Origin of the sequence: Nocardioides sp. NPDC057767 (assembly GCF_042798275.1) — a bacterium.
Taxonomy (GTDB): Bacteria; Actinomycetota; Actinomycetes; order Propionibacteriales; family Nocardioidaceae; genus Nocardioides.
Map to the genome: position 1 here is coordinate 1 of NZ_JBHVKJ010000067.1, position 13,050 is coordinate 13,050.

The 13,050-nt window shown below is 70.4% G+C and carries 10 protein-coding genes; 4 read left to right on the plus strand and 6 right to left on the minus strand.

All coding sequences use genetic code 11. The features are described 5' to 3' along the window. Positions 1 to 53 precede the first annotated feature (53 nt). The 3 genes from ACFVDI_RS24955 to ACFVDI_RS24965 all read right to left on the minus strand — a co-directional run bounded on the left by ACFVDI_RS24955 (position 54) and on the right by ACFVDI_RS24965 (position 4,363). The gene (locus ACFVDI_RS24955) at positions 54 to 1,478 is read right to left on the minus strand and encodes a condensation domain-containing protein (RefSeq protein ID WP_378911480.1); all 1,425 of its coding nucleotides are present in this window, start codon (positions 1,476 to 1,478) and stop codon (positions 54 to 56) included. Then, positions 1,459 to 2,901 carry a condensation domain-containing protein gene (locus tag ACFVDI_RS24960; protein ID WP_378911482.1) on the minus strand — a complete coding sequence of 481 codons (1,443 nt, stop codon included), beginning with the start codon at positions 2,899 to 2,901 and terminating at the stop codon, positions 1,459 to 1,461. The genes ACFVDI_RS24955 and ACFVDI_RS24960 overlap by 20 nt, the downstream gene beginning before the upstream one ends. Positions 2,902 to 2,977: 76 nt before the next feature. Continuing rightward, positions 2,978 to 4,363: a condensation domain-containing protein gene (locus tag ACFVDI_RS24965; protein ID WP_378911483.1), complete on the minus strand. Its 1,386-nt coding sequence runs from the start codon at positions 4,361 to 4,363 to the stop codon at positions 2,978 to 2,980. A gap of 329 nt (positions 4,364 to 4,692) precedes the next feature. Between ACFVDI_RS24965 and ACFVDI_RS24970 the strand changes: the two genes are divergently transcribed. From ACFVDI_RS24970 to ACFVDI_RS24985, 4 genes are all read left to right on the plus strand, one after another. Next, positions 4,693 to 6,045, plus strand: coding sequence for a hypothetical protein (locus ACFVDI_RS24970; protein WP_378911484.1), 1,353 nt, complete (start codon positions 4,693 to 4,695; stop codon positions 6,043 to 6,045). Position 6,046: 1 nt separating this feature from the next. Beyond that, positions 6,047 to 7,465 carry a hypothetical protein gene (locus ACFVDI_RS24975; RefSeq protein WP_378911485.1) on the plus strand — a complete coding sequence of 473 codons (1,419 nt, stop codon included), beginning with the start codon at positions 6,047 to 6,049 and terminating at the stop codon, positions 7,463 to 7,465. Between the two features lie 12 nt (positions 7,466 to 7,477). Then, a complete protein-coding gene (locus ACFVDI_RS24980) occupies positions 7,478 to 8,422 on the plus strand; it encodes an alpha/beta hydrolase (protein ID WP_378911486.1) in 945 nt (314 codons plus the stop codon). Positions 8,423 to 8,595: 173 nt separating this feature from the next. After that, complete coding sequence (locus ACFVDI_RS24985; protein WP_378911487.1) at positions 8,596 to 10,410, plus strand: BCCT family transporter; 1,815 nt, start codon at positions 8,596 to 8,598, stop codon at positions 10,408 to 10,410. A 46-nt stretch (positions 10,411 to 10,456) separates the two neighbouring features. Here ACFVDI_RS24985 and ACFVDI_RS24990 read toward each other — a convergent pair whose 3' ends face one another. Genes ACFVDI_RS24990 through ACFVDI_RS25000 form a run of 3 tightly spaced genes read right to left on the minus strand, consistent with a single transcriptional unit; the run spans position 10,457 to position 13,025 of the window. Further along, positions 10,457 to 11,125, minus strand: a complete 669-nt coding sequence (locus ACFVDI_RS24990) for a nitroreductase family protein (RefSeq protein ID WP_378911488.1) — start codon at positions 11,123 to 11,125, stop codon at positions 10,457 to 10,459. 19 nt (positions 11,126 to 11,144) lie between these two features. Continuing rightward, complete coding sequence (locus ACFVDI_RS24995) at positions 11,145 to 11,906, minus strand: sulfite exporter TauE/SafE family protein (RefSeq protein ID WP_378911489.1); 762 nt, start codon at positions 11,904 to 11,906, stop codon at positions 11,145 to 11,147. Continuing rightward, positions 11,907 to 13,025, minus strand: coding sequence for an SPFH domain-containing protein (locus ACFVDI_RS25000; protein ID WP_378911490.1), 1,119 nt, complete (start codon positions 13,023 to 13,025; stop codon positions 11,907 to 11,909). Between the last annotated feature and the right edge of the window lie 25 nt (positions 13,026 to 13,050).

Genomic DNA, 13,050 nt, shown 5'->3' on the forward strand with positions numbered 1-13,050 from the left:
GGCCAGCGCCTTGCCGACCCGCCACACGCCCTTGAGGTCCTCGGTCGCCGTCCTCACGATGTGCACGGTCGAGTCGGGGTCGTCGACCCAGTCGACCGGCACCTCGTGGATGCGCTTGCGCCGACTCGGCTGGCTTCTGCCGCGGCGCCCAGGTCGGCAAGGGTGTGGCGGAGTCGGTCGAGGAGGGACTCCACGGACGCCCCGGCGACCGCAGTGTCGGGGTGGCGGATCCGGACGGCGAGGCCGGTGTGGGTGCGGGAGAACCAGATCTGGACGTCGTCGGCCAACGTGGAGGCAGAGATGTGCTGGGCGTCGCGATCGAGGTGGGCGGAGCCGCCGGGGACGTGGCGGTAGTCGATCCAGGAGACGACGAAGACGTCGCTGCGGGTCTGCACCAGCGGTTCGGTGAGCGACCCGAGGACCTGGTCGAGAGGCACCGACCCGAGGCGTACGCCATGACGGACGGCGTCGCCGGCCTCGGCCAGACCCACATCGGTGAGCGAGGCGGGGACGGTGAGGGGGACGGTGGTGGTGTACCAGCCGATCGAGCGGGTGAGAGGCTGGGCAGATCGGGTGGAGACCGGTGCCATCGTGTCCAGACGCTCACCACCACCGAGATCGGAGATCGCGGTGGCGAGGGCGGCCAGGACTGCGGCGTACGTGGAGGCGCCACTGTTGCGGGCGCGGGCGCCGATGCGGTCCATCAGGTCGGCGCCGGCGAGCGTGGCCACGGCGGTGGCCTGGGCAGCCCGTTCGCCCGGCTCGAGGCCGAGCGGCAGCGGGAAGGTCGGCAGCCGGTGGCCGCGGCCGGCGAGGAAGTCACCCCAGCCCCGGAGCAGCGGGTCGTCAGCAGCCACCCGGACGGGGCCGTCGAGACCCTGCGAGACGGCCTCGAGGAACGAGCCCACCGCTGGCAGCGAGGGTTCCTCGCCGCTCTCCGCAAAGGCTGCGTAGAGGTGCGCCAGCTCCTCGACCGCCACGGCGACCGAGTGGGCGTCGCAGTGCAGGTGGTCCATGCCGAGGACGATCGTGGATCGGTCGGGGCGAGAGATCGCGGCGGGCAGGAAGGCGGGATAGCCGAACGGTCCGCACCGCTCGTCGAGCGCGGCATGCAGCGCGGCGCGGGTCTCCTCGACCGTCCTGGTGTGACCGAAGGTGGCGACCGACCAGGTCAGGGTGCCGGGGTGGTGGCGGCGCGCCTGCGGCCCGTCGGGCGCGGCGACGACCTCGAGCTGGAGACTGCTGTGGCGGGCGAGGAAGGCGCGCCAGGTGCGCGAGAGCGCGACCGGCTCGATGGGGCCGTCGACGTCGAAGGCGGCCGCGAGCCAGACGGTCGGCGCCCCGGCCGTCGCGCCGGCGAGATGGTTGCGCTGGTTGAGCGAGAGCTGGGCGGGCGCACCGTGCGCCGGGGCGGAGACGTCCCAGCGCAGCAGGGTGCCCGGCCGGGGCTCCCACAGATCAGCCGTCGTGACCAGCATGTCCGGTCCCGATGATCTGATCTGCGTCCACCGGACGCACCGGCAGGCCCAGGTCGGCGAGCACATCGCGAAGGGCCTCGAGGTAGGTCACCACGGCCCGCCCGCCCTGCTCGGTGTCGGGGCTCTGCGTGGCGAGCTCGAAGCGGTCGGCGAAGCGGTTGACCCACAGGCTGGCGTTGGCGGTACGTCCCTCACCGGTGAAGTGCAGCCCGGTGTCGAACGGAGTGGTGCCGGCGCCGGGGAACCTGCGTACGTCGAGATAGGAGACCATCTGCGGGCTGGCCAGCTCGCTCGGTGCGAGCACGCCACCGGCGACCATGGCACCCAGCGGCACATGGACCGGGGTGCGGGCCAGCTCACGGGCGGTCCCGAAGGCCTTCTCCGCGGCGAGCACCGTCTCCGCGAAGACCTCCCCCACCGGCATCGAGACGGGTGCGAAGTTGCAGAACCAGCCGTGCGACGCCGCGGTCTCTTGCGAACGGGTGCCGAGGACGGTGATCCCCAGGTAGTCCGAGCTGCCGGTCAGCCGCTGCTCGGCGTGGGCCAGGAGCGCGAAGACGCCGCTGGTGAACCTGCCGCCGGCCGACCGGCACAGCGACTCGAGCGCGTCCACCGCCTCGCCCTCCAGCGCGGTCCATCGCCGGACCCGGACCGGCGCGGTCTCCCCCGCGTCCAGTCCCAGGGCGACCGGGAACCGCGGCAGCCGCCCGCCGTGACGCGAGACGATGTCGACCCACTCGCGCACCGCCGGGGTGTCCGGGTCGCACTCGGCGGCGAGCTGCCGCTCGGCGGCGGCGTACGTCACGAAGCTGCCCGCCTCGGGCAACGGCTCGACCTCGGACCCGAGCGCCGCGGCGTAGGCGGCGCCGAGCTCGGCCGGGACCATCAGCTGCGAGGCGCCGTCGGTGAACGCGTGGTCGCAGCCCCAGAAGTAGGTGAAGCCGTCCTCGCGCACGATCGCGCCGAGGAGGAACGGCGCCCAGGAGTCGGGGCGGCACTGCTCGTCCCACAGTCCGACGAGGAGGTCCTCCCAGCCATCGGACCAGTCGGCCGGCGCCTCGACCTCGACGGCCTCGAAGGCGACCGCCTCGGCCGGCACCAGGTGCCGCACCGGCACCTCCCCGGAGAGGTCGAACCAGGTCCGCAGCCCCTCGTGGCGACTCACGAACGCGGTCAGCGCGACCGCATAGGCGGCCTCGGAGAAGGCGCCGGAGAACTCACCCGCGGTGCCGGTCCAGGCCCGGTGCACACCGCCGGCGGCGACCTTGGCTCGAAAGGCGTCGAGATGGTCGGCCTGCAGGAACGAGGGCGCGCCCACAGAGACCGGCCCGGCGTCGGCCGCCGCCTGGCACTCGGCCGTCGGGCGCAGCACGACCACGCGGCCCGGCGCGGGATCCAGCTCGGCGAGCGGCCCGATCCTCATGCCGCCGCCTCCGTCGAGGAGAGCAGAGAATACGGAACCGGCGGCCTGAGCCCGACTGCCGTTCGCTGGCGCTCACTCATGCCGTCCCCTCGAGCGAGGCGGTCTCGGGTTGCGCGATCTCGTCGAAGAGATCGCTCATCCCGCCGATCAGGTCGCGCACGACCCGCTCGGCGGCGACCGTCTCCGGGTAGCGCGTCGACACGTTGAGACCGTCGCGGTCGCGGACGAGCCAGAGGTAGACCTCGTCGTCGGCGCGGACGGGGGCGCGCAGCGTACGGGCGTCCCAGTCGTTCCAGTGCTCGGCGCCGGAGATGAAGCGGGTGTCGACGAAGGTGACCACGAAATGGGGAGCATCCGAGACACCGAGCAGGTCGGCGACCCGCGCGAACGGCTGCGGGACCAGCGGCTTCGTCTCGGCGAGCGCGGCCTGGACCCGGGCGGCGACCTCGGGCAGCCTCGCAGCGCCGGTGATGTCGAGGGTGACGGGGACGAGACCGACGTACCAACCGACCGCGGCGGCGTGCTCGGCGGAGTAGCGGGTGTGCATGGGCGCGACGAAGCGCATCCGCTCGATGCCGTGCTGCGCACGCAGGACGTAAGCCATCGCGCCCATCATCCCGGCCTGGAAGGAGACGCCGGCGCTCTTGCACAGCTCGCCCAGGACCCGGGCCTGGCGGGGGTCGGCGAGCCACTGCGACAGGCTGGCCTGCGGCAGCGGCGACGCCGAGGGCGGTACGTCGGTGATCCCCGTGACCGGGAAGTCGGCGAACCGGAGCCGGCCGTCGGGACCGGTCAGCCAGTCGCGCCAGACCCGCACCGACTCGCTCTCCAGCGACATCGTCTCCCCGGTGCCCCGCTCGGCGGCGGCGTGGTCGATGTGGCTGCCGGTGGTCACCGCGGCCAGCTCGGCGAACGGCTCACCGGCCAGCGCCCGCTGGTAGAGCGTGGCGATCTCCTCGAACCAGAGCAGCTGGGAGTAGGCGTCCATGACACCGTGGTCGGCGCCGAAGACCAGGGTGAAGCCGTCGGCGTCGGCGACCGTCGCGAAGACGACGTAGGGCCAGGCCGACGGATCGATGTGGTCGGCGAGGAAGTCCGAGACGCAGCCCCGGGCGTCCTCGCCGTCGAACCGGCCGAGAACGGTGGTCGCCACCGACACGTCCGCGGGCGCGACGACACGACGCCGCCGCCCGGTAGAGGTCTCCTCGACGGTCCCGCGCAGCGCCTCGTGGCGCCCGATCCAGGCCCGGAGCGCGAGACCGAGCGCGTCGGGGTCGAGCCGCCCGGACAACCGCATGACGGAGCCGATCCAGGAGCCCGCCGCGGCGGTGTCCAGGTGCAGCTCGTGGTTGTGGGACAGTCGGCGATCGTCGGCGACCCAGGCGCTCGGCTCCGCCGTGGGGATCCACGCGGTCACCTCGCCCGGGGGTACGTCGTACGCGGACAGCTCGGTGTACTCCATCGGAGGTGGAGTTCCTCTCTGAGGTGGGGGGCTCATTGCGGCACAACGCCAACGCGGGAACCCGAACGAACCTCAAGAACGCCGTAGCCCGAGAAGGCGACCAGCCTGCGACGACAGCGATGTCGTCCCATGTCGCGGCCTATTGTGCACACAGGTACGGACCCGAATTCGACAACCTCCGGACGTGGGGATCACCACATTTCTTTATTGCCCCGGGGGGTTTACATGACGTATCAACTCCGATTGACTCCTCCCCCTGCGCGCGCTCCCCAGCTGTGCTTTCTGACGAGGCTTCGCCCGGCCGCCCGCTCTATCTCGAGGACTCCCCCATGCCCGCTCTCACCCGTGCACCGATCGACAACTCCGGCCGGCTCCAGTTCGCCGACGACCTCTTCGCCCGGCGCCATCGCGGTCTCGGAAGTCCGATCGCCAACCAGTGGATCTGGCGGCTCGACAGTCCTTACGACGCCGACCGGCTGCACCACATCGCGGCCGGCCTCGCCGAGGGCGGGCTGTCGCGGAGGCTGCACCGGGCGAAGTTCCCCGGGGCCCGCGATCTGTGGACCAACGCCGATCGTGAGCCGTCGATCGAGCTCTACGACGAGGTCCTGCCGGTCGTCGAGATCACGGACTGGCTCCAGGAACGTCACAGCGACCATCTCGACCCGCACCAGGGCCTGACCTACCGGCTCACCGCGATCAACCTCGACGACGGCACCTCGGTGGTCTCGATGCTGCTGGCCCACGCGGTCGGCGACGGCGGTTCCGTGCTCGACGCCGTGTGCCGGGCCTCCCGCGGCGAGCCGCTGCGGCTGCCACCGGCCCCTGCCACGGGCTGGGACCGCCTCCGTGCGGAAGCCGCTGACTCGCGAAGCCAGCGGCGCGCCGTCCGCGACTGGGCCAGGGCACGTCGCCGGGCGAAGAGGGACGGCACCGCCGCGCTGGCCTCCCAGGCACCGCGAGTCTACCCGGAGGCCACCCCCAACCCGGCCCCGGAGACGTGGCGGATGCCGCGGATGATCACCGAGTTCGACACCGAGACGATGACGAAGATCGCCGCCGAGCACGGCGGCTCGACCAACGCCTGGTTCATCAACGTGGTCGCCGACCTGCTCGTCCGCATCGACCACGTGCCGGTAGATCGGGGTGATGTCCCGGTCTCGCTGCCGATGAGCGACTTCCAGCCCGGGGACGTGCGCTCCAACTCCACGCGCGTGGCCATGGTCGAGGTGCCGCGCGACGTGCTCGACCGGCGTGATCTGGCCCAGATCAAGAAGCTCTCCAAGGCGGCCTACATCCGCCTGGGCCAGGCCGGCCCGGGGCTGGTCCCGGTCCCGCTGGCGATGATGCAGATGCTCCCCGACGCCGTGCTCGACAAGCTCCCGCAGCCGCCGGCGGCCGCCTGCATGGCCTCCAACCTGCCCCAGCTCCCCGACGACTACCGCTACGCCATGGGCGATGACGTACGCCTCGTGGCCGGGCTCGCCGGCTACCAGAACGCCACCGCCCAGGACGCCTACGACGTCGGCGGCGGGATCATCGCCTGGCTGATCCAGTCGGGGCAGCGTACGACGCTCAACCTGGTCGCCGCCGAGCCCGACCGCGTGCCCGACCTGGAGTTTCTGAAGAGTTTGGTCGTCGAGGAGCTCGGCTCGTGGGGCCTGAGCGTCGAGGTGTGGTGAGGTGACCGAGCCTGTGCTGATGCCCTCGCTGCCACCCGCGAGCCCCGGTGCCCGCCCGGCGCCGGTCGCTCCCGAGCGCACCAACCGGCTGACGTACGACGACGAGGTCTTCCTCCGCTCCGCGACCGTGATCGGGGTTCCGGTCGTCGGCCAGACTGCCTGGCGGTTCCCGACCGAGATCGCGGTCGAGGCGGTCCAGGAGGTGGTCGACGAGCTGACCAAGGGCCCCCTCAACCGCCTCGTCGCACGCCCGAAGGTGCCCGGCGCCCGGTCCCGCTGGGTGCCGGCGACGAGGGCCGAGCCGGTCCGCCTGCACCCCGACCGGATCAAGCCGGACCAGGTGACCTCCTGGCTCGACACCACCACCGGCGAGGTGCCGTTCGACCCGGTCGAGGGACCCCTGTGGGCGTTCTTCATGGCCTACACCACCGACGGCGGCACCGTGGTCGCCTACAACGCCTCGCACATCGTCGCCGACGGCGGGATGAAGCTCGGTGCCCTGATTGCGGCCGTACGCCGCGAGCCCCTGCCCCGGCTCCCCGTCGAGGCCCCCGCGGCGACCGAGGTCACCCGGCAGGACGACTGGCGCGACGCCCGGGCGATGGCACGCGCCGCGGCCCGCGGCCTCCGGGCGGCCCGCAAGGCAGGAAAGCTCGCGCCCCTCGAGGCACAGTCCTCCGAGAGACGGCCGGTGCCACCCCCGCAGCGCGACGACCAGGTGGTCCACGAGGTGGCCTTCGCCTCTGCCGACTGCCCGGTCTCGGAGTGGAACGCGGCGGTCGAGCGGGCCGGCGGCACCTCCAACGCCCTGCAGGTCGCGATCTGTGTCGAGCTGCTCCTCGAGGCCGGCATCGTACGCCCCGGCGAGCCGGTCAAGATGTCGCTGCCCGTGTCGATGCGCGGCGAGGGCGACCTGCGCTCCAACGCCACCTCGGGCGTCTCGATCGCGGTCGAGACCGAGCTGCGCGACGGCATCGGCCGGGTCACCGACCTCGCCCACATCCGGGAGCGGTCGAAGAAGCAGTTCTCGGCGCTGTTCCAGGGGACACGTCCCGACCCGATCGCCCACATCGCGCCGCTGGCGCAGATGATCCCCGACCGCGTCGCGAAGTCGCTGCTCAAGAACGTCGTCACCCCGCTGGGCCTGGCCTCCAACCTGGGCCGCCCCGACCCCGACTTCATCGCGCCGTTCGGGGTGGCCGCCGACTCGATCCTCTTCCGTGGCCTGGCGCTCGGAGCGACCCGTGGCGAGCTGCGCCGGATGCGCGGCGGGATCACCTCCTGGTGGTGCGAGGTAGGTGACACCTGCAACCTGGCCATCCGTGCCCTCGACCCCGACGCGATCCCCGACTCCGAGCGACTGAAGAAGATCATGACCGACGTCTACGGACGTTGGGGCCTGGTTCCTTCCTTCTGGTGAGAGGATGCGTTCATGACGATCGACGTACTCGGTGAGCCCTACACCGTGGAGACCATCGAGCTCGCGGACGACTTCGAGGGCACCGTCGTGGCCACGCTGGTCAAGCGGCCGGCCGACGACGGCGATGCGAAGGGCGCCGTCCTCTACGTGCACGGCTTCTCCGACTACTTCTTCCAGAAGGAGTATGCGGAGTGGTGGACCGCGCGCGGCTACGACTTCTACGGCCTCGACCTGCGCAAGTACGGTCGCTCGCTGCGCGAGCACCAGTCCGGGACGTACGTGGGTGATCTGGCCGAGTACTTCGACGAGATCGACGCCGCCTGGGAGCGGATCACCGAGCGTGACGGCCACTCCCACATCATGCTCAGCGCCCACTCCACCGGTGGCCTGACCACCTCGCTGTGGGCCGACGACCGCCAGCCCGACGAGCTGGCCGGGATGGTGCTCAACTCCCCGTGGCTCGACCTGCAGGGCTCGTTCCTGCTGCGCGAGGTAGCCAGCCCGGTGGTACGCCGGATCGGCCACCGGGCTCCGATGCGCGAGCTGGGCCGCGACGTGAGCGGGTTCTACACCATGTCGCTGCACGTCGAGCACGACGGCGAGTGGGAGTTCGACCTCGGCCTCAAGCCGGTCGGCTCCTACCCGATCCGGCTCGGCTGGCTCAAGGCGATCCGCGACGGTCACTCCAAGCTCCACCGGGGCCTGAACGTGAAGGCGCCGGTGCTGGTGCTCTCCTCCGACCGCTCCAGCAAGCCGAAGGCGATGGGCGAGCTCGTCCACTCGACCGACATCGTGCTCGACGTGCGCCAGATCCGCCGCTGGTCGACCGCGATCGGCAGCCATGTCACCTACGTCGCGGTCCCCGGCGCGAAGCACGACGTGATCCTGTCGCGCCCCGAGGTCCGCAAGCAGGCCTACGCCGAGATCGAGCGCTGGCTGGCGGCGTACGGGGTCTAGACCCGTAGGGGTATACCGGTCCCCTCAGACCCGAAACAGCACATGAACTGGCCCGACACAGTCGGGCCAGTTCTCGTTGTCAATCGCCCGGTCGCGGCCCCCCGGTGAACGGAAGGCAAAGTCGGTGCGCGTTAGGGTGCTGTGGTCCCGAAACCAACCGGAAGGACAACAGTGTGACTTCTGAGAAGAAGACAGACAGTCCGAAACATTCCGACCATCACAACTCCTCGGCCCTCATCAAGTCGCCCACGGGTGAAGTCGTTCCCCACCCCGCGCTGGACCTGCCGATCTCGAGCGAACAGGAACAACGCAAGGGCATCGACTGGGTCGTCTTCGGCATCGCCGCGGCCATCGCCATCGCGTTCATGGCCTGGGGTTTCATCAACACCGACGGCATGAGCAAGGTCGCCGGCGACGCCCTCGCCTGGGTGCTGGACAAGGCCGGCTGGTTCTTCGTCCTGACCGCCAGCGGCTTCGTCATCTACATCGTCTGGCTCGCGGTCAGCAAGTACGGCAACATCCCCTTGGGCCGTGACGACGAGAAGCCGGAGTTCAGGACGGCGTCCTGGGTCGCGATGATGTTCAGCGCCGGTATGGGCATCGGTCTGATGTTCTACGGCGTCAGCGAGCCGATCTCGCACTTCGTCACCCCGCCGCCGGGCACCGGTGAGGCGGGCAACCCCGAGGCCATCCAGCACGCGATGGCGACGACCATGTTCCACTGGACGCTGCACCCCTGGGCGATCTACGCCGTCGTGGGCCTGGCGATCGGCTACGGCGCCTACCGCAAGGGCCGCGTCAGCCTGATCTCCTCGGCCTTCACGCCGCTGCTCGGCAAGCGCACCGTCGAAGGCCCGGCCGGCAAGGCGATCGACATCTTCGCGATCTTCGCGACGCTCTTCGGTTCGGCGACCTCGCTCGGCACCGGCGCGATCCAGATCGAGAGCGGCCTGCAGATCGTCGCCGGACTCGGCGAGGTCGGCAACAACGTGCTCATCGGCATCATCGCGATCCTGACGGTCTGCTTCGTCATCTCCGCGGTCTCGGGTGTCGCCAAGGGCATCCAGTGGCTCTCCAACATCAACATGGTGCTGGCGCTGTTCCTGGCGCTGTTCCTGTTCGTGGTCGGCCCGACGGTCTTCATCCTCGACCTGATCCCGACCTCGCTCGGCACCTACCTCGGCGACCTCGCCCAGATGTCGGCCCGCACCGGCGTCGGCGGCACGGAGACCTCCGAGTGGCTCGGTTCCTGGACCGTCTTCTACTGGGCCTGGTGGATCTCCTGGACCCCCTTCGTCGGCATGTTCATCGCGCGGATCTCGCGTGGGCGCACGATCCGGCAGTTCGTCGCCGGCGTGCTCCTGGTGCCGAGCGCCGTCAGCGTGATCTGGTTCTGCATCATGGGCGGCACCGCCATCGACGTGCAGCGTGCCGGCGACGTCGACATCGCCGGTCTCGGCGGCGTCGAGTCCCAGCTGTTCACCACCCTCGAGCAGTTCCCGCTGGCCACGGTGATGAGCATCCTGGTCATGGCGCTGGTGGCGATCTTCTTCGTCTCCGGTGCCGACGCGGCCTCGATCGTGATGGGCACCCTCTCCGAGCGCGGCTCGGAGGAGCCGAGCCGGTCGACGGTCGTCTTCTGGGGTGTCGCAACCGGTGTCGTGGCGATCCTGGGCCTGATCGCCGGCGGCGCGGACGCACTGTCCGGCCTGCAGACGATCACGATCGTGGCGGCACTGCCGTTCACGGTGATCATGGTCGGGCTCGCGGTCTCGCTGCAGCGCGACCTGGCCCATGACCCGCTGATCGTGCGTGGCCAGTACGCCGCGGAGGCGGTCGAGCAGGCCGTCATCACCGGTGTCACCGAGCACGGCGACGACTTCGCGCTCGCGGTCATCGAGGACGACCACAGCAACGGAAACGGCAGCGAGACCAGCAGCAACGGGAGCGGGGCGACCGCTGCCGCCGTTCCTGCCGACAAGGCCTGATCCTCAGGTCCGAGAGCTGATGGCGGGGTCCTGCGGGACCCCGCCATCAGTGGTCTCTCAGCGGAGTCCCGGAGAAGCTCTCCGAGGTCACGAATTCCTCGACCGGCTGCCGCCGGAGTCTGGTGAGCTGCTTGACCGGCTTGCCCAGCGGCACGACCGCAGCGACGGCGTAGCCCTCCGGAGCGCCGAGCACCTCCAGGAGCGCCGGCTCCTCGGCGACCGCCATGGTGGTGAGCACGCCGCCGAAGCCCTCGTTGCGCGCGGCCAGGAGCGTGTTCCACACCAGCGGGTAGACCGAGGCGCCGGAGACCACACCGACCCTGTCCAGCTCGGAGTCGAGGGAGGCGACCACGCCGAGGTCGACGAGGAAGACGAGCACGACCGCAGCGTTACGCAGCGGCTCGACCATCCCGCGCGGCACCCGGGTCGCGGCGATCTGCTCGTCGGACAGCGCGGTCGGGTGCACCGTGTTCCACGGCATCTCGCCGGCCCGCTGCTGCGCGATGTACCTGCGGACACCCGTCGCCGACAGCTCGACCAGACGCTCCCGGGTCTCCTGGCTGCGTACGACCACGACGTGGGCGCCCTGCCGGTTGCCGCCGGAGGGCGCGAACCGGGCGTTGTCGAGGATCCGGGCGAGGACCTCGTCGGGCAGCGGGTCGTCGGTGAAGTCGCGTACGGCATGGGTGGTCCGCATCGCATCGTAGAGCTCCATGGGACCCATCCCACCAGACTCAGCCCAGCAGGAAAGCCACCAGTGCGGTGATGCCGACCACGACGATCACGGCGCGGAGCACGTTCGGCGGCAGCCGACGCCCGATCTTCGCGCCCAGCAGACCTCCGATCGTGGCACCGACCGCGATCAGGGCGGCGATCTTCCAGTCGACGTCGGCCACGAGGGCGAAGATGAGCCCCGAGATGCCGTTGGTGATGGCGACCAGGATGTTCTTGAGCGCGTTGAGTCGCTGCAGAGACTCGGCGACCCCGATGCCGATGATCGCGATCATCAGCACGCCCTGGGCGGCACCGAAGTAGCCGCCGTAGACGCCGAGCCCGGCGATCGCCGGCCAGACCCACCAGCGCTCACTGCCATCGTCGGGCAGCTCACCGTGTCGTTCCGCGACCCACCTGGAGATGCGAGGCCCGGTGATCACCAAGAGCACGCCGAGGCCGATCAGCACCGGGACGATCGCCTCGAACGCGCCCGGCGGCAACACCAGCAGCAGGATCCCGCCGACGGCGCCGCCGATGAGTGCGGCGACACCGAGCCGCAGGATCCGGCCCCGTTGCCCGGCGAGCTCGCGGCGGTAGCCCCAGGCACCGGCCAGCGAGCCCGGGACCAGGCCGATCGTGTTGGACACGTTGGCGACCACCGGAGGTACGCCGAAGGCCAGCAGCGTCGGGAACGTGATCAGTGTCCCGGAGCCGACGGCCGCGTTGATGGTGCCCGCCCCCACCCCGGCGATCAGGATGAGGGCGGACTGGAGCGGATCCACCTAGACGGTCGGCTCGGCAGGAGGCTGCGGAGCCGGCGGTGTCTGCGGGGTCTGCGGGGCCTGCGGCCGGTTGGGGGCCTCGGCCTGCTTCGCCTCGGCGAGCGCCTCCTCGACGGCCGCGGCCGCGGAGGAGGAGTTCTCCAGGTCGAGCTTCGGCTCGGCCGAGCCCATGTCGACACGCTTGACCGGGCCCTCGACCTCGTCCGGGATGCCCTTGAGGCTGTTCATCGTCGAGCCGAGGCCCTCGAGCGCGGCGCCGATCTCGCTCGGGATGATCCACACCTTGTTGGCGTCGCCCTCGGCGATCTTCGGCATCATCTGGAGATACTGGTAGGCCAGCAGCGACTGGTCCGGGCGGCCGTCGTGGATCGCCTGGAAGACGGTCTGGATGGCCTGACCCTCACCCTGGGCACGCAGGATCGCGGCCTCACGGTCGGCCTGCGCGGCCAGGATCTGCGACTCGCGCTGACCCTCGGCGTTGAGGATGGCGGACTGCTTGTTTCCCTCCGCGGAGAGGATCGCGGACTGGCGCTGACCCTCGGCGGTGAGGATCGCGGCGCGCTTGTCGCGGTCGGCGCGCATCTGCTTCTCCATCGCGTCCTTGATGGACATGGGCGGGTCGATCGACTTGATCTCGACGCGCTTGACCTTGATGCCCCAGCGGCCGGTGGCCTCGTCGAGGACGATCGAGAGGCCGGAGTTGATCTGCTCGCGGCTGGTCAGGGTCTCCTCGAGGGTCATGCCACCGACGATGTTGCGCAGGGTGGTCATGGTGAGCTGCTCGACGGCCTGGATGTAGTTGGCGATCTCGTAGGTCGCCGCGACCGGGTCGTTGACCTGGAAGTAGATGACCGTGTCGATCGAGACGGTCAGGTTGTCCTCGGTGATCACCGGCTGCGGCGCGAACGCGACGACCTGCTCACGCATGTCGATCATGTAGCGCACCTTGTCGACGAACGGGATCACCGCGTTCAGGCCGGGGTCACGCTTCGACTGGAACTTGCCGAAGCGCTCCACGATGCCGACCCGCGCCTGCGGGATGATCTTGATCGTCTTGGCCAGCGTGGTGATCACCAGCACCGCCAAGATGACCAGAAGGGCCAGGATGATGCCACCCATTGCCAATCAGTCCTTGTCTGTTTCG